This is a genomic window from Rhizobium mayense, assembly GCF_030272705.1.
Classification (GTDB): domain Bacteria; phylum Pseudomonadota; class Alphaproteobacteria; order Rhizobiales; family Rhizobiaceae; genus Rhizobium; species Rhizobium mayense.
Window position 1 is genome coordinate 1 of record NZ_JARFYM010000001.1, and the last position, 15,960, is coordinate 15,960.

The following is a 15,960-nucleotide window of genomic DNA, read 5'->3' on the forward strand; positions in this document are numbered from 1 at the left end:
ATGGCTTCGCACCGCAACCCGCCGCTACCGCCGCAAATACAGCAACCCAAAACCGCTGGAGCGAACTCAAAACTGGATAAAACTTGGGGGCAAGGTCAGAAGCGATAACGGTCTGGAGTGGTTCAGCGTTTCACGGAATCGCTTTCCCGCTCTATCCCTTTGTTTTTACGCATTCGGGACGGAAAACCGCTTCGCACTTTTCCTGCAATTGCTCCAAGGGATCAGGCCGCGTTCTTGCTCAGCGCTTCGCGCAACGCAACGATCTCTGCCTTCAGTCGGGTCAGGTGGTCGACCGTGGAGTCCGATGCATCGAGGATGCAGGCGGGAATGAAAGCAGCTTTCTTTTTCAGCGCCACGCCTTCGCTCGTCAGGCGGATCAGCACCTGGCGCTCATCTTCCTTGCTGCGGGTACGTTGAATGAAGCCGGCGGCTTCCAAGCGTTTTAATAGCGGCGTCAGCGTGCTCGATTCCAGGAAGAGCTTCTCACCGATACTGCCGACGGTCTGGCTGTCCTCCTCCCACAATGTCACCATGACGAGATATTGCGGATAGGTGAGGTTCAACTCATCGAGCATGGGCTTGTATAGCCGGTTCATTGCATGGTTCGCCGAATAGAGGGCGAAGCATATGAAAGTGTCCAGTTTCAAAGGGTCGTCTGTCATCTCTAACGCTCCGTAAGCCACTGTACTTAAGTCGTGCGATAAATAATCGTATACATAAAAGTGCATGACGGCTATGCATTTTTCGCAATTTTATCGAAAAGCAGTCGTGCGTGGTGGTGCAAGGACCCTGCTCCGGGGTCCAACTACGACCCGCCAGCAGGCTTACGCCGCTTTTAAATATGTGGCGGGGTATGTAGCGGAATTCAATGCCGAGCTCAGCTGTCTCCAGCCGTGGCGGGTGACAACGTTGCCGATTGCATAAGGTGGTGGCGATCACATGCTCATAGGTAACGCAGCGGCCGGCACTGCGTTCCTCACCACCTATGAGGTTGAGGGCAATATTGAATTCCTACGCACCTGCATGGCGCACGCCAATGGCAGCTGGACAAGGGGCAGCCTGCGCTCAGTGGTCCCGTGCCAACACCCGGCCCCGATGATTTGCGAGGCGGACATTGCCGATAAATTGGTCCGTGGCAGCTTCCCAGGAGTAGTTGAGCGCCAGGGCGCGGGCCGCTTCGCGCGAAGAGGAGAGTGCTACCCGGCAGGCTTTGGCCAGATCTTCGTTGACGACTCCGGCCGCATCGTTGCCGCCAAGGATGTCGGCGGGACCGGTGACGGGATAAGCTGCGACGGGAACGCCGCTCGCCAATGCCTCCAGAATGGCATTGCCGAATGTATCGGTCTTCGACGGGAAGACGAAAACGTCGGCTTGCGAATAGGCGTGCGCGAGCGCCTCGCCAAATTTCGAGCCGAGGAAGTGCACGTTCGGATAAAGCTTCTGCAACTCGGCGCGTGCCGGTCCGTCGCCGACGACGACCTTTGAGCCCGGCAGATCCAGATCGAGGAAGGCCGGCAGGTTCTTTTCGAGCGCTACCCGGCCGACGGTCATGAAAATCGGGCGGGGTAGGCCGAAGGGCTTGTCCTCCAGCGGGCGCGGATGAAAAAGCGTCGCGTCGATGCCGCGACTCCAGGGAAGCAGATTGTGGATACCCTTCTGCTTGAGCTCATTGGCAAGGCTCGGCGTTGCCACCATGCAGCCGGAACCGGCATTGTGAAACCACCTGACGAAGGCGTAGAGCCAGCTTTGCGGGATCGGCAGCCTGGCCGCGACATATTCGGGGAAGCGTGTGTGATAGCTGGTCGAGAACGGCATGCCGTTTTTCACGCACCAGCGCCGGGCCGTCAGCCCAAGTGGGCCTTCCGTTGCGATATGCACATAGGTCGGTCGGGCTGCTTCGATCCTGGCGGCAACTTTGCGGTAGCTTGCGATCGACAGGCGGATTTCCGGGTAGGTCGGGCAGGGGACGCTGCGAAAGCCTTCCGGCGTGATCATGACGACATCGACACCGATGCGCGCCAGTTCGCGGTTGGTATTTTCGATGGAGCGGACGACGCCGTTCACCTGCGGATGCCATGCATCGCTGACGATGAGCAGGCGCTCCGGCGTTGCGATCGGTGGTGCCGCTTCAGCCCATGCTCTGTGATCGATATCCGACAAGCGTTGCAACATGTCCAAAAAGTTCCATCCGCACCGCACCATCATAGTGTCGGTACAACCAAATACGGTGCAGCAAAGATGATTCCCGCGCCTGTTCTATTGTGCGGGGTGTCCATGATGGAAATATTACAGCGACTACTTCGCGGCTTGGAGCTTTTCTGGTGGCACCAGAGCGCCATGTTCCTGGATGACCTTCGCGGCGATCTTGGCGGCGAAACGGGCGGCGGCGACGGGATCGTCATGTTCCAAATAATGCGCAAGGAACGCGCCATTGAAGCTGTCGCCGGCGCTGGTCGTATCGACGACCTTGGCGGCCTTGGCGGCGGGAACGAGCGTTTCGCCAGCGTCGGTGCCGACGGTCGCACCTTCGGCGCCATTCTTGACGACGACCATATTGGCTCCGTGCAGCCGGTAGCGACGGATGGTGCTGGCAATCGAGTCGTCACCAAAATGCGAGGCCTCGTCGTCGAAGCTCGGCATGACCAGCGTCGAGGCGCGGGCGCCTTCGCCGATCATGGTATGCATGGCGTCGAAGCTTGACCAGAGGCGCGGGCGCAGGTTGGGATCGAAGACCACCAGCTTGCCGACGGCCTTGGCGCGGCGCAGTTCGGCGAGCAGCGTCTCGGCGTCTTCATGCGTCAGAATCGCCAGCGTGATGCCGGAGAAATAGAGGACGTTGGAGGCTTCGATCGCGGTACGCAGCCTGTCGCCGTCGGCTGCCAGCTGGCGGGCGGCAGAATTGTCGCGCCAATAGCTGAAGGAGCGCTCGCCGTTCTTCAGGTTGATCATGTAGAGGCCGGGCGTCTTGCCGCGGAGGCGGCGAATGTTCGAAGTGCCGATGTCATGGGCGTTCATGAAATCCAGCATTTCGTCGGACATCGCATCGTCACCGAGCGCAGTGAAATAGTCGACGGACCAGTCGTCAGGCAAGCAGGCGCGGGCATACCAGGCGGTGTTGAAGGTATCGCCGGCAAAGCCCTTACGCAGATGTCCGTCCTCGGCCTGTGACAGCTCCACCATGCATTCGCCGATCGATAGAAAATGCCCGCCCAAGACTTCCTCCTGCGTTTCGCTTTGCTGCTGCATACGCGCATGCGGCTGCTTGAGCAAGGTGGACGGCGGGGTGCGCCGTCCACCTCTCGGGCCTTACGGCCTGTCCATATGATAGCACGCCGCGGTCTGGCCGGGGCGAACATGCTCGGTCGGCGGCATCTTGGTCTTGCAGATGTCCGTTGCCTTCCAACAGCGCGGCGAGAAGACGCAGCCGGCCGGCGGGTTAAGCGGCGAGGGCGGATCGCCCTGCAGGCGAATACGCTCGCGGCCGCGCGCCCGTTTCGGATCGGGAATAGGCGCGGCGGAGAACAAAGCCTGCGTATAGGGGTGCGCCGGATGGTCGAAGACCGTGGCGGCGTCGCCTGCTTCCACCACTTTGCCGAGGTAAAGCACCAGCACGTCGTCCGAGATCAGGCGCACGACGGAGAGGTCGTGGCTGATGAAGATCAGCGTCAGGCCGAACTCCTTGCGCAGCTTGCGCAACAGCGTGATCACCTGACCCTGGATCGAGACGTCGAGGGCCGAGACCGGCTCGTCGCAGACGATGAGCTTCGGGCGCGTCACTACGGCGCGGGCAATGCCGATGCGCTGCGCCTGGCCGCCGGAAAACTCGTGCGGATAGCGATTGATCATTTCCGGCACGAGCCCGACCGCCGCCATGATCTCGCGCACGCGTTCCTGCCGCTGCGCCTTCGTCAGTTTCGGTTCGAACACCGTCAGCGGCTCGGCGATGATGTCGCCGACGGTCATGCGCGGGTCGAGCGAGGCGATCGGGTCCTGGAAGATGATCTGCATGTCGCGGCGGGCGGCACGCATTTCCTCTTCGGAAAGATCCAGCAGGTTGCCACCTTGCCACATGATGCGGCCCTTCTGCGCCTTGATCAGCCGCAGAATGGAACGGCCGAGCGTCGACTTGCCGCAGCCGGATTCGCCGACGATACCGAGCGTGCGCCCAGTCTTCAGCTCGAAACTGACATCGTTGACCGCCGTCAGGGTCAGCGGCGGTTTGAAGAAGGATTTCGACGGCAGTTCGAATTGCGTGGTCAGATGTTCGACCTTCAGAAGCGTTTGCTCAACCATGGACGAGGCTCCGTTCCTGATTAGCCGAAAGGGGATGGAAGCAGGCGGCGCAGCGTCGCGGCGCAAGCTGATCGAGCGGCGGCGGCGCGTTCAGACAGTCGTCCTGCACATGGGCGCAGCGGGGCGAAAAAGCGCAGCCGCGCGGCAGATGCATCAGGTTCGGCGGCCGGCCCGGAATTACGGCGAGATCGTCGACATCCTGGTCGGGCCGCGGGATGGAGGCGTGGAGCGCCGCCGTATAAGGATGGGCCGGATTTTCGAACAGCTCTTCGACCGGCGCTTCCTCGACGATGCGGCCGGCATACATGACGGCGACGCGATCGGCGAGGCCGGCGACGACGCCGAGATCATGAGTGATCATCACCAGCGCCGTATTCATTTCCGCCGTCAGCTCGTTGAAGAGGTCGAGAATCTGCGCCTGGATGGTTACGTCCAGCGCGGTCGTCGGCTCGTCGGCGATCAGGAGCTTCGGCTTGGTGAGCAACGCCATGGCGATGACGACGCGCTGGCGCATACCGCCGGAGAGTTCGTGCGGATAGAGATTGAAGCGCCGCGTCGGGTCGGGAATGCCGACGCGCTTCAGCATGTCGAGGGCTGCGGCGGATGCCGCGCGCGCCGAAAGCCCGCCATGAACTTCGAGCTGCTCGGTCAGCTGCCGCGAGATCCTCAGCGAGGGATTGAGGGCCGTCATCGGGTCCTGGAAGACCATGGCCATGTCCTTGCCGCGCACATTGTCGAGCTCGCGCGGCTTCAGCGTTAGAAGGTCCTTGCCGTCCAAAAGTGCCTGGCCGCTGGTGCGGCCGTTTTTGGCGAGCAGGCCCATCAGGCCGAGGAAGGTCTGGCTCTTGCCGGAACCGGATTCGCCGACGATGGCGACGCGTTCGCCACGGCCGATCTTCAGGTTCATCTTCGAGACGGCGGCGACTTCGCCTTCCGGTGTGCGGAACGTGATGGAGTAGTCTTTGAGTTCGAGAAGCGTTTCTGTCATGTCAGCGATCCTTCGGATCGAAAGCGTCGCGCAAGCCGTCGCCGATGAAGAGCAAGCTCATCAGCAGGGCGACAAGGAAGCCGGCAGGGAAGAACAGGAGCCAGGGCGTGGTCTCCATGCCGGCCGCGCCATCGGCGATCAGTGTCCCAAGCGAGGTCAGCGGTTCCTGCACGCCGAAGCCGAGGTAGGAAAGGAAGCTTTCCGTGGCGATGATCTCGGGAATGGTGAGCGTCGCATAGATGACCACCGGCCCGACGAGGTTCGGAACGATGTGCTTGAGGATGATCTTGAACGACCGCTGGCCGGAGGCCCGCGCCGCTTCGATGAATTCCCGCTGCTTGATCGAGAGCGTCTGGCCACGCACGATACGCGCCATGGTCAGCCATTCCAGTGCGCCGATTGCTGCAAACAACAGGTAGACGTTACGGCCGAAGATCACCATCAGCAGGATGACGAAGAGCACGTAGGGGAGCGCGTACATGATGTCGACGAAACGCATCATGATTGCGTCGATACGGCCGCCGAAATAGCCCGAGACGGCACCGTAAAGCACACCGATGATAACCGAGACCAGGGTGGCGACGAGCGCCACGGTCAGCGAAACGCGCGTGCCGTAGAGCGTGCGCGCCAGCAGATCACGGCCATTGCCGTCGGTACCGAAATAATGGCCAGCGGCGAAATCCGGCGGGCCACGGAAAGAGGCCCAATCCGGATCCTCGTAGTTGAAGGGAAGGAAGCTCGGGCCAAAGATGGCGATGAGGATCAGCATCGCCAGCACGATCAGGGACAGCGCGGCTGCCTTGTTGCGCAGGAGTCGACGCATCGCGTCGCCGGTCAGGGAACGGCCCTTCGGCGCAAGCCCCTCGGCGGACAGCAACTCCGCTTCCAGCAATTCTCGTTTTGCAGGGTTGAGGATCATCGCATTCTCACTTTCGGGTCGAGCCAGGCATAGGTGATGTCGACGAGCAGGTTCAGGAACACGATCAGCACCATGTAGAAGATGACCGTGCCGAGCACCATGCCGTAATCACGGTTGAGCGCAGCACCGACGAAATAGCGACCGACGCCGGGAAGGCCGAAGATGCTTTCCACCACCAGTGAACCGGTAAGGAGGTAACTTGCCGCCGGTCCGAGATAGGAGACGACGGGCATCATTGCCGGTTTCAGCGCGTGACGCATGACGGTCAGGCGCGGGCCGATGCCTTTGGCCTTGGCGGTGCGGATGAAATTCTGGTTCATCACCTCGATCATGGAGCCGCGCATCAGGCGTGAGATGCGGGCGGCATGCGGCAATGTCAGAACGACGACGGGAAGGATCAGGAACCTGATCGAGCCGTTGCCCCAGCCGCCGACGGGCAACCAGCCAAGCGTATTTCCGAAGACGAGCTGCAGAATCGGGGCGATCAGAAAGCTTGGCATCACCAGGCCGATGAGCAGCCCTCCGCCCAGCCAATAGTCGGCACTCCGGTTCTGGTAGAGCGCCCCAAGACAGCCGATGAACACGCCGATGATGGTTGCTAGAACGAAGGCGGCGCCACCAATCGTCAGAGTGTAAGGAAAACCCGACATGATCTGTTGGGTGACGGTGAAATCCTGGTTGGCGAATGAGGGGCCGAGGTCGCCCTTCAGCACATCGCCGACATAGATCACATATTGTTCGACAAGCGGCTTATCCAGATTGTAGTGGGCCGCGAGGTTGGCTTTGACTTCCGGCGGCAATGGCCTTTCGCCATCGAAGGGGCCGCCGGGAGCGAGGCGCAGGATGAAAAAACACACTGTCACGGCAATCCACAGGACAGGGATTGTCGACAGCAGGCGACGGAGAGCGTAGCGAAACATGGGTGCGTTGGGGCCCCACCCGGCAAGAGCGGGCGGGGCCTTTTCCTATTTATTCTTTGATGGACAGCCAGCGGGTGCGGTGAATGTCCTGAATATTATCCACGAAGCCCTGGACCTTAGGAGCTACGATATTCTGGGAAACGTAGTAATAGATCGGGATCGCGGCGCTGTCGTCGAGCGCAAGCTGTTCAGCCTTCTTGTAGGCTTCGGCCCGCTTCTTCAAGTCAATTTGCTCGTTACCTTCTTTGATCAGCGCATCATATTGCGGGTTGCTCCAGCGGCCATAGTTCATTTCGACGCCGGTCGACAGGAGGTTCAGGAAGTTGATGGGATCGTTGTAGTCGGCGAGCCAGCCGGCACGGCCGATTTCCACCTGGCCGCGCTGCATTTCATCGTAATGCACCTTGGTTTCGGTGTTGTAGAGCTCGATATCGACACCGAGCGGCTTCCACATGGCGGCGATGGCAACAGCGATGCGCTTGTGGTTATCGTTGGTGTTGTAACGGAGCTGCGCCTTCAGCGGGTGATCGGGGCCGAAGCCTGCTTCCTTGAGCAGCTTCTTGGCTTCTTCGACCTTCTGGCTGTAGGGCTCGTCCTTCCAGCTTACAAAGGCCGGTTCGCCATAGTTGGCCGTGCCCGGCGGCACCCAGGAATACATGGGCAGTTCGCCGGTGCCGAGGATCTTCGGCCCGATGACTTCGCGGTTGACGGCCATGGAGAGGGCCTGGCGGACGCGCTTGTCGTTGAAGGGCGGTTTGGTGGCGTTCAGGACGTAATAATAGGTACCGAGGAACGGAACCACATGCGCCTGATCAGGAAGGTTCTTGTGAATCCATTCAATCTGGTCGGCGGGGAAAGAGGTCAGGATATCGAATTCGCCGGCGCGGTAGCGCTTCAGCGCGGCGGCCTGATCTTCCAGCGTGTAGAAGTTGACGTTGTCGATCTTCACGTCCTTGGCGTCATAGTATTGATCGTTCTTGACGTTGCTGACGTGCGAGCCCGGTACCCATTCGACGGGCTTGTAGGGGCCGTTGGTGACGATGTTGCCGATCTTGACCCAATCGTCGCCCTTGGCTTCGACGACGTGCTTCGGCAGCGGATAGGCCGTGTAGTGCATCAGCGCGTTAAGGAAGTAGGGGGTCGGGTTCTCGAGCGTGATTTCCAGCGTCTTGTCGTCGATCGCCTTGACGCCGAGCTGGCTGAGATCCTTGATTTCGCCCTTGTTGATCTTTTCCGCGTTCAGGATCGTATATTGCAGATAGGCGTATTGGGCGGCGGTCTTCGGGTCCATCAGGCGCTGGAAGGCGAAGACGAAGTCCTGAGCCGTCACCGGCTGGCCATCGGACCACTTGATGCCGTCACGCAGCTTGAAGGTATAGACCTTCTGGTCGGGAGAAATGGTCCAGCTTGCAGCCTGGCCGGGGATCGGGTTGTCCTTGGGGTCTTCCGTCACTAGGCCTTCGAAAATATCGCCGTCGATACGGTTTTCCCAGTCGCCGGAAATTTTTTGCGGGTCGAGCGACGTAGGGTCGCCGCCGTTGTGGATATTGAGGGTCGCGGCATGCGCGGAGACGCTCAACAGGGTGCCTAAGAAGGCCGATGCGATGAATTTTTTGGTGAAATGTGTCATATCTTTCCCCACCTTTCTGGTGTTATGGGCCTTGTTTTTCAAGGCTGTTTTTGATCCCGCAGGTGACCTGTACGTGCAGGTCAATGTCGCAAGTTATCCGAAGCAACGTCGCTTTCAAGTCCCAAAGCGAGCCGTGGCTCATGGTTGTGAATATCGACCTTGGCACTTTTTCGAAACCACTTCACAAATTTTTGCTTACGCAATCCCAGGCTTCATGCTTCGCTCGGTTTGCAGCTTGCCGCCCGTGGCTTAGTGTGCGATCTGAAAAGCGATAGGAAATCAAGGCGGATTGTCTCATGAAATCAACGGACAAAGCGGCGGGAGCCGATTGGTGGCGTGGTGCGGTGATCTATCAGGTCTATCCGCGGTCTTTTCAGGATACCGATGCCAACGGGCTCGGTGATATCAAGGGCATCACTCGGCGCCTGCCGCATATCGCCTCGCTCGGGGTCGACGCCATTTGGCTGGCTCCGTTTTTCACGTCGCCCATGGCCGATATGGGTTACGACGTCGCCGACTATTGCGACGTCGATCCGATCTTCGGCACGCTCGCCGATTTCGACGAGATGATGACGGCCGCGCACGCGCTCGGCCTCAAGGTCATCATCGATCAGGTGATCTCGCATACGTCGGATCGCCATCCCTGGTTCGTCGAGAGCCGGGCGAGCCGCGACAATCCCAAGGCGGACTGGTATGTCTGGGCCAATCCGAAGCCGGACGGCACGGCGCCGAACAACTGGCTGTCGATCTTCGGCGGACCGGGCTGGGAATGGGACGGCGTGCGCCGGCAATATTACCAGCACAATTTTCTGACCTCGCAGCCGGACTTGAATTTCCACAACGGCGAAGTTCAGAATGCCGTGCTTGCGGCGGTCAAGTTCTGGCTGGATCGCGGTGTCGACGGCTTCCGACTGGACACCGTGAACTATTATTTCTGCGACAAGAAGCTGAGGGACAACCCGCCGGCCGTGGTTGCGACTAGCGGACTGGATGCACCGGAAAGCAATCCCTATGGGATGCAGAACCATCTCCACGATAAGACGCAGCCGGAAAACATCGGCTTCCTGAAGCGTTTCCGCAAGCTGCTCGATCAGTATGAGGGACGTACGACCGTCGGCGAAGTCGGCGACGGTGCTCGGTCGCTGCAGACAGTGGCCGCCTATACCAGCGGCGGCGACAAGCTGCATATGTGCTATACCTTCGATCTTTTGGGACGGGATTTCACACCGGAACACTTCCGCCGTTGCGTCACCGATTTCCAGGAGAACGTCACCGACGGCTGGGTTTGCTGGGCCTTCTCCAACCACGACGTCAACCGTCATGTCAGCCGTTTTGCCGAAACGGAGGCCGAGCAGCCGCGTGTCGCCAAGCTGGCGATTTCCTTGCTGTCCACCCTGCGCGGTTCGATCTGCCTCTATCAGGGCGAAGAATTGGGCTTGCCCGAGGCGGAACTCGCTTTCGAGGATCTGCGCGATCCCTACGGCATCCGCTTCTGGCCGGCGTTCAAGGGCCGCGACGGATGCCGCACGCCAATGCCTTGGGAGGCGAGCCGCGTCCATGCCGGCTTCACAACGGCTGAAAAATCGTGGCTGCCGGTGCCTTATCAGCACGCAGGACTCGCCGTCGACAAGCAGGAGGCGGATCCACAATCCGTTCTTCACCATTATCGCGAGACGCTCGCCTTCAGAAAACAGCATGCAGCGCTGGTCGACGGCGACATGATATTCCTCGATACCAAGGAAGATGTCCTCGCCTTCACGCGCAAGAAGGGCAGTGAAACTCTGTTCTTCGTCTTCAACCTGTCTCGCAAGCCCGCAAAAGTTGCTCTGCCAAAGGGGATCGAGGTGGCGAAGACGGTGCCGATGCCGGGCTTTGACACAGCTAGCGCCAGCGACATGGTCACGCTTGCGGCGTTGGACGTGTTCTGCGGGCAGGTGGGATGATCACCCAATCAGCATAAACTTGTCGACATCGACCAGACCCCGGTCCGAGATCTTCAGATGCGGGATGACCGGCAGCGGCAGAAAGGCGAGCTGCAGGAACGGCTCTTCCAGCGTCGCGCCGAGGGCGTAAGCGGCCTGACGCAAATGATGCAGCGTGTCGCGCACGCTTTCATAGGGCTCGAGGCTCATCAGGCCGGCGACGGGCAGGGCGATTTCGCCGGTGACGACGCCGTTCTCTACGACGACGAAGCCGCCATCGATTTCGCTGAGGCGGTTGGCGGCGCGGGCCATGTCGTCCTCGTTGACGCCGACGACGCAGATATTGTGGCTGTCGTGGCCGACGGTCGAGGCGATCGCGCCCTTCTTCAGGCCGAAACCCTGGACGAAACCATTGGCATGGTTGCCGTTTTTGCCGTGCCGCTCGATGACGGCGACCTTGATGACGTCGTTGCCGAGGTCGATGTCGGTCTGGTTGCCTTTGGTGGGCAGGCGGTACCGGCGGTGCTGCGTGATGATTTTCCCGGGGGTGACGCCGATGACCGAGCTTTCGCCCTCGGTCACGGGGACACCGAAATCGGCGGCGTTGATCGGACGCGCCTTGACGCTATCGAGGCCGACCGGAGCGACCTGCTTACGGCCAGCGAAGAGTTCCGGGGTGACGCGCCGGCCCGCGGAGAAGACGGTTTCCGCTTTGCAATTCTCCAGGCTGTCGATGACGACGAGATCGGCGCGCCAACCGGGTGCCACCAGGCCGCGGTCGCGCAGACCGAAGGCGCGGGCAGCCGAGATCGAGGCTGCGCGATAGATCGCGAGTGGCTCGACGCCGTGGACGATGGCCGTGCGGATCATGTAATCGAGATGACCCTGTTCGGCGATGTCGAGCGGATTGCGATCGTCGGTGCAGAGCGCCAGATAGGGCGACAGGCGCTCGGTCAGGATCGGCATCAGGGCGTGCAGGTCTTTGGAGACCGAGCCTTCGCGCACGAGGATATGCATGCCTTTGCGGATTTTTTCGAGAGCCTCCTCAGCGGTCGTCGATTCATGTTCGGTGCGGATGCCGGCCGCGAGATAGCCGTTAAGATCGTTGCCGCGCAGCAGCGGAGCATGGCCGTCGATATGGCCGCCCTGGAAGGCCTCGAGCTTGGCCATGCAGACGGGGTCCTTGTGTACGACGCCCGGGAAATTCATGAACTCCGCCAGGCCGATGACTTTCGGATGATCGCGGAAGGGCAGGAGCCGCTCGATCGGCAGATCGGCACCCGATGTTTCCAGATGCGTCGCCGGCACGCATGAGGAAAGCTGGACGCGGATGTCCATGATGGTTTCCAGCGCGGAATCCAGAAAATATTGAATACCTTCCGCGCCAAGCACATTGGCAATCTCATGCGGATCGCAAATGGCGGTGGTTACGCCGTAGGGCAGAACGCAGCGGTCGAACTCATGCGGTGTCACTAGCGAGGATTCGATATGCAGATGGGTGTCGATGAAGCCCGGCACGACAATCCGCCCGGAGATGTCAATCTCCTCGCGGCCCTGATAATCGCCGCAGGTTCCAACGATGCGATCGCCGCAAATGGCAATGTCCGAGGCAACGAGTTCGCCCGTCACCAGATCGAAAAACTGCCCGCCCTTGAGCACGATATCTGCCGGCTCCCGGCCAACACCCTGGTCGATATAGCGTTCGAGTTTGGTGGTCATGTTCGTCCCTCGCATATGGATCGCCCCTCATGCCGGCTCTTTTGCGGAAGCAAAAGGCGGCGTGAGGGGCGCAGATCAGTTCGAGCTTATGCCTCAGATATTATTCTGCAAGATCTCCCGCAGCTTACCGAAGAGTTCGTCGATGTGGTGCTTCTCGATGATCAGGGGCGGCGAGAGGGCGATGATGTCGCCGGTGGTGCGGATCAGCAGGCCCTTTTCATAGGCCTTCAAGAAGGCGGTGAAGGCGCGCTTGGTGGGTTCGCCGGCGATGGGGTCGAGCTCGATGGCGCCGATCAGGCCTGTGTTTCTGATGTCGATGACGTTCGGGCAGTCCTTCAGGGAATGCAGCGCATCGGCCCAGTAGTCCGAAAGCTCCGCAGCACGTGTCAGCAGGCCCTCTTCCTTATAGGTATCGAGCGTCGCGAGCGCTGCGGCAGAAGCGATCGGGTTGCCGGAATAGGTATAGCCATGGAAGAACTCGATCATGTGCTCGGGCCCTTGCATGAAGGTATCGTGGATTTCCGAGGTGACGAAGACTGCGCCCATCGGGATGACGCCGTTGGTCAGGCCCTTGGCGGTCGTGATCATGTCCGGCTTGACGTCGTAATACTGCGCGGCGAAGGGGGTGCCGAGGCGGCCGAAACCGGTGATGACTTCGTCGAAGATCAGCAGGATGCCGTGCTTGGTGCAGATGTCGCGCAGCTTCTGCAGATAGCCCTTCGGCGGGATCAGCACGCCGGTCGAGCCGGCGACGGGCTCGACGATGACCGCAGCGATGGTCGAGGCGTCATGCAGCGTGACGATACGCTCAAGCTCGCTGGCGATATCGCCGCCATGCTCAGGCTCGCCGCGGGTGAAGGCGTTCTTGCCGGGAATATGCGTGTGCGGCATGTGGTCGACGCCGGTGAGCAGCGTACCGAACATCTTGCGGTTGGAGACGATGCCGCCGACGGAGATGCCGCCGAAATTGACGCCGTGATAGCCGCGCTCGCGGCCGATCAGGCGGAAACGCGAGCCATTGCCCTTCACGCGATGATAGGCCAGCGCCACCTTGAGCGCGGTCTCGACCGATTCGGAACCCGAATTGGTATAGAGAACGTGGTCCATGCCCTCGGGCGCGATATCCACCAGCCGGTTCGCCAGCTCGAAGGCCTTGGGATGGCCGAGCTGGAAGGCCGGTGCATAGTCGAGTTCGCCCGCCTGCTGGCGAATGGCTTCGGTGATCTTCGGCCGGCAGTGGCCGGCATTCACGCACCACAGGCCCGCCGTTCCGTCCAGTACCTGCCGCCCGTCATGGGTGGTGTAGTACATATCCTTGGCGCCGACGAAGAGGCGTGGTTCCTTCTTGAACTGGCGATTGGCGGTAAACGGCATCCAAAATGCGCGCAGATCGTTGGGGGTGGCATTCAAACGGTCGGACATGCTGTTCTCCAAGGCCATTCGGGGGCCATTTCCCGATCGCGGCGTGGAGCCGCGCGATTTATTTACTGCCCGGTCAAATTATCAGCCGGCCTCTTGGCGTCAAGACAAAGCTGGTCGCCAAGATGAAGGGCAGCCCTTGGTGGTTTCATTTTGGTTCTGTCTCTTCCGATGTGCTGCTGCCTGCGGCGCGACACCAGCCCGCCGTATGGGCTAATCCATGGATGGATGCCGAACACGAAAAGGCTGGCAAATTGGGAAATTTGCCAGCCAAATCAGCTATATATGTGGTGATGAAAGTGGCCTGATCTTAAGGTTGGAATTATCTTTTCCTTAAGGATACTGCCTCGGATACTTAGAGCCAGTTTTGGCTATTAAGCAGCCGATCTACTTTTTTCCGGTTCGCAATAAATGTCTTCCAGCGTTTCCAGAACGCGGATGACCGAGTCCGAAGTGCTGGAGTAGTAAATCGTTTGGGCATCACGGCGGGTCTTCACCAGCTTCTGGGCACGCAGCTTCGAAAGGTGCTGGGAAAGTGCAGATTGGCTGAGCCCCACCTGGTTGGCCAATACACCAACCGGAACTTCACCCTTGACCAGGCTGCAGAGAATCATAAGGCGCTTCGGGTTCGCCATTGCAGATAATAATGCTGCCGCCACATTGGAGTGTTCGGCCAAATTTCTTGTCTTCATCTTCTAATCTTCCTAATGCGGAGCATACATCAGAAATTGCGATATTTCTAATCGGCGAGTTAATCCGATAAGTAACAATACCAATATGGGCCAAAGATTGTATATACCTAAATTTAAGGTATCGAGTATGCTATTTTAGATATGTATGTATGAGTGTCCGACAGGTCCCCTAAAGGCGGGTCGAATTCCCATCTTAGGGTCTCATCTCCCCAAATTAGGTCGATTCCTGCCATATCTAGGCCACAAATCCGCCAATTTTTTCCGCCCGAACCATTCAGCCTACCTACGATAGTCGGGACGATATCCGGGTAGCGGGCTAGTAATTCTCGCACTGTCGCATCCGCCTGTTCGGCGAGCGCCTCGTTGGCTGCCGAAAGAATCATGAGATCGTCACCGGGCAAAATATAGGCCTTGCCGAAGCCGCCGTTCAGGCTGGCGGTGAGGGGTACGAGGCGGAAAAAGCAGAAATCCGGAAAGTCGACATAGAGCTTCGCCTTGGGATGGCGGGCGAGAAATCGTACACGAATGCGTCCGTGCAGACGGTTTCCGCGATCGATTCGCTCGGCGCTGCACTGGACGCTAAGGCGCGGATGGGCGAGCGGATCGCCCTTGCCGGGCTCGCCGAAGAGGGCCGAGGCGCGTGGATCCTTCGACAGCGCCTTGGTATGAGCTGAAAGGCCGGAAACCAGAATGACCGGAACACCGTCGATATCCGTACCGGTTAGCACACGGCTGACCGATGGAAAGCCGGTCTCCGGATCGATGACGGCAAGTGCAGCGTATCGGGCGGAGCGCAGCAGGATGCGTGCCTGCCTGCGTGCCTCGTCATCGGTTTCCCGCAGCACAGACGGCTTGTCATTCATGGTGATCTCCGTCATTCGACATTCGGGGAAGGTGACAGGTGCAGCCTCGAGCCGTGCTATCCTATCGGCAGGGGCAGGATATGCAAAGCGGCGTGTATGGAGGATGGTTGTATAACAGGGCCGATTATTTCCGCCCGCTTGATCTTAGAGGAGGCGCAATATGGACCGCTTTACGGGTGGTTGCCTCTGCGGCAACGTTCGAATCATGACGTCGGGGCGCCCGTACCGGGTCGGTATTTGTCACTGTCTCGACTGCCGAAAGCATCATGGCGCCCTTTTTCACGCTTCGGCGATCTTCCCTCAGGATGCGGTGACGATCGAGGGCGAAACCAGCGTCTATGCCGGGCGGTCTTTCTGCCCCCGCTGCGGCTCGTCCGTTTTCGCACGCAGCGCAGACGAAATCGAAGTGAGTCTGGGATCCTTGGATGCCCCTGACCAATCGATGCCAACCTACGAACTCTGGACCGTCCGCCGCGAGTCCTGGTTGCCGCCCTTTCCGTTCACGAGACGATACGACCGCGATCGTGACGCCACGAGCCGCTTTGAGGAATAGGTCGGATGGGAGCATGTAAAGCCCCTCTTCAAGGCCGAGGGG

The 15,960-nt window shown here is 59.9% G+C and carries 15 protein-coding genes; 3 read left to right on the top strand and 12 right to left on the bottom strand.

Features of this window, described 5'->3' with window-relative positions; translation table 11 throughout:
* Positions 1-221 precede the first annotated feature (221 nt).
* From PY649_RS00005 to PY649_RS00040, 8 genes are all read right to left on the bottom strand, one after another.
* Positions 222-662 (bottom strand): MarR family winged helix-turn-helix transcriptional regulator, encoded by a 441-nt coding sequence (locus PY649_RS00005; protein ID WP_285866028.1) that lies wholly within the window; start codon positions 660-662, stop codon positions 222-224.
* Positions 663-1,065: 403 nt separating this feature from the next.
* The gene (locus PY649_RS00010; protein WP_285866029.1) at positions 1,066-2,172 is read right to left on the bottom strand and encodes a glycosyltransferase family 4 protein; all 1,107 of its coding nucleotides are present in this window, start codon (positions 2,170-2,172) and stop codon (positions 1,066-1,068) included.
* Positions 2,173-2,295: 123 nt separating this feature from the next.
* Positions 2,296-3,213, bottom strand: coding sequence for a sugar kinase (locus tag PY649_RS00015; RefSeq protein ID WP_285866548.1), 918 nt, complete (start codon positions 3,211-3,213; stop codon positions 2,296-2,298).
* 93 nt (positions 3,214-3,306) lie between these two features.
* A complete protein-coding gene (locus PY649_RS00020; protein WP_285866030.1) occupies positions 3,307-4,293 on the bottom strand; it encodes an ABC transporter ATP-binding protein in 987 nt (328 codons plus the stop codon).
* The gene (locus PY649_RS00025) at positions 4,286-5,281 is read right to left on the bottom strand and encodes an ABC transporter ATP-binding protein (RefSeq protein ID WP_285866031.1); all 996 of its coding nucleotides are present in this window, start codon (positions 5,279-5,281) and stop codon (positions 4,286-4,288) included. The genes PY649_RS00020 and PY649_RS00025 overlap by 8 nt, the downstream gene beginning before the upstream one ends.
* 1 nt (position 5,282) lies before the next feature.
* On the bottom strand, positions 5,283-6,200 hold the full coding sequence (locus tag PY649_RS00030; protein ID WP_285866032.1) for an ABC transporter permease subunit: 918 nt from the start codon (positions 6,198-6,200) through the stop codon (positions 5,283-5,285).
* Positions 6,197-7,120: an ABC transporter permease subunit gene (locus tag PY649_RS00035; RefSeq protein ID WP_285866034.1), complete on the bottom strand. Its 924-nt coding sequence runs from the start codon at positions 7,118-7,120 to the stop codon at positions 6,197-6,199. The genes PY649_RS00030 and PY649_RS00035 overlap by 4 nt, the downstream gene beginning before the upstream one ends.
* Positions 7,121-7,169: 49 nt before the next feature.
* Entirely contained in the window at positions 7,170-8,750 is a 1,581-nt protein-coding gene (locus PY649_RS00040) for a peptide ABC transporter substrate-binding protein (RefSeq protein ID WP_285866035.1), read from the bottom strand.
* A gap of 296 nt (positions 8,751-9,046) precedes the next feature.
* On the opposite strand from PY649_RS00040, the gene bglA reads away from it, so the two are divergent.
* Positions 9,047-10,693 carry a beta-galactosidase BglA gene (gene bglA / locus PY649_RS00045; RefSeq protein ID WP_285866036.1) on the top strand — a complete coding sequence of 549 codons (1,647 nt, stop codon included), beginning with the start codon at positions 9,047-9,049 and terminating at the stop codon, positions 10,691-10,693.
* Here bglA and ade read toward each other — a convergent pair whose 3' ends face one another.
* Positions 10,694-12,391, bottom strand: coding sequence for an adenine deaminase (ade, locus tag PY649_RS00050; protein WP_285866037.1), 1,698 nt, complete (start codon positions 12,389-12,391; stop codon positions 10,694-10,696).
* A gap of 93 nt (positions 12,392-12,484) precedes the next feature.
* Positions 12,485-13,813 (bottom strand): omega-aminotransferase AptA, encoded by a 1,329-nt coding sequence (gene aptA / locus PY649_RS00055; RefSeq protein WP_285866038.1) that lies wholly within the window; start codon positions 13,811-13,813, stop codon positions 12,485-12,487.
* A gap of 122 nt (positions 13,814-13,935) precedes the next feature.
* Between aptA and PY649_RS00060 the strand changes: the two genes are divergently transcribed.
* A complete protein-coding gene (locus PY649_RS00060) occupies positions 13,936-14,118 on the top strand; it encodes a hypothetical protein (protein ID WP_285866039.1) in 183 nt (60 codons plus the stop codon).
* Positions 14,119-14,184: 66 nt separating this feature from the next.
* On the opposite strand, the gene PY649_RS00065 is transcribed toward PY649_RS00060, so the two are convergent.
* The gene (locus PY649_RS00065; protein ID WP_028751732.1) at positions 14,185-14,502 is read right to left on the bottom strand and encodes an ArsR/SmtB family transcription factor; all 318 of its coding nucleotides are present in this window, start codon (positions 14,500-14,502) and stop codon (positions 14,185-14,187) included.
* A gap of 113 nt (positions 14,503-14,615) precedes the next feature.
* On the bottom strand, positions 14,616-15,365 hold the full coding sequence (locus PY649_RS00070; RefSeq protein ID WP_285866040.1) for a HugZ family pyridoxamine 5'-phosphate oxidase: 750 nt from the start codon (positions 15,363-15,365) through the stop codon (positions 14,616-14,618).
* A gap of 160 nt (positions 15,366-15,525) precedes the next feature.
* Between PY649_RS00070 and PY649_RS00075 the strand changes: the two genes are divergently transcribed.
* Positions 15,526-15,918: a GFA family protein gene (locus PY649_RS00075; RefSeq protein ID WP_285866041.1), complete on the top strand. Its 393-nt coding sequence runs from the start codon at positions 15,526-15,528 to the stop codon at positions 15,916-15,918.
* Positions 15,919-15,960: the final 42 nt, after the last annotated feature.

What these genes read in the sequence shown, in the direction of transcription:
- PY649_RS00040 (WP_285866035.1), bottom strand. Translation starts at nt 8,750, where the DNA reads ATGACACATTTCACCAAAAAATTCATCGCATCGGCCTTCTTAGGCACC.
- PY649_RS00035 (WP_285866034.1), bottom strand. Translation starts at nt 7,120, where the DNA reads ATGTTTCGCTACGCTCTCCGTCGCCTGCTGTCGACAATCCCTGTCCTG.
- aptA (WP_285866038.1), bottom strand. Translation starts at nt 13,813, where the DNA reads ATGTCCGACCGTTTGAATGCCACCCCCAACGATCTGCGCGCATTTTGG.
- PY649_RS00005 (WP_285866028.1), bottom strand. Translation starts at nt 662, where the DNA reads ATGACAGACGACCCTTTGAAACTGGACACTTTCATATGCTTCGCCCTC.
- PY649_RS00060 (WP_285866039.1), top strand. Translation starts at nt 13,936, where the DNA reads ATGAAGGGCAGCCCTTGGTGGTTTCATTTTGGTTCTGTCTCTTCCGAT.
- bglA (WP_285866036.1), top strand. Translation starts at nt 9,047, where the DNA reads ATGAAATCAACGGACAAAGCGGCGGGAGCCGATTGGTGGCGTGGTGCG.
- PY649_RS00025 (WP_285866031.1), bottom strand. Translation starts at nt 5,281, where the DNA reads ATGACAGAAACGCTTCTCGAACTCAAAGACTACTCCATCACGTTCCGC.
- PY649_RS00030 (WP_285866032.1), bottom strand. Translation starts at nt 6,200, where the DNA reads ATGATCCTCAACCCTGCAAAACGAGAATTGCTGGAAGCGGAGTTGCTG.
- PY649_RS00075 (WP_285866041.1), top strand. Translation starts at nt 15,526, where the DNA reads ATGGACCGCTTTACGGGTGGTTGCCTCTGCGGCAACGTTCGAATCATG.
- PY649_RS00070 (WP_285866040.1), bottom strand. Translation starts at nt 15,365, where the DNA reads ATGAATGACAAGCCGTCTGTGCTGCGGGAAACCGATGACGAGGCACGC.
- PY649_RS00065 (WP_028751732.1), bottom strand. Translation starts at nt 14,502, where the DNA reads ATGAAGACAAGAAATTTGGCCGAACACTCCAATGTGGCGGCAGCATTA.
- PY649_RS00010 (WP_285866029.1), bottom strand. Translation starts at nt 2,172, where the DNA reads ATGTTGCAACGCTTGTCGGATATCGATCACAGAGCATGGGCTGAAGCG.
- ade (WP_285866037.1), bottom strand. Translation starts at nt 12,391, where the DNA reads ATGACCACCAAACTCGAACGCTATATCGACCAGGGTGTTGGCCGGGAG.
- PY649_RS00020 (WP_285866030.1), bottom strand. Translation starts at nt 4,293, where the DNA reads ATGGTTGAGCAAACGCTTCTGAAGGTCGAACATCTGACCACGCAATTC.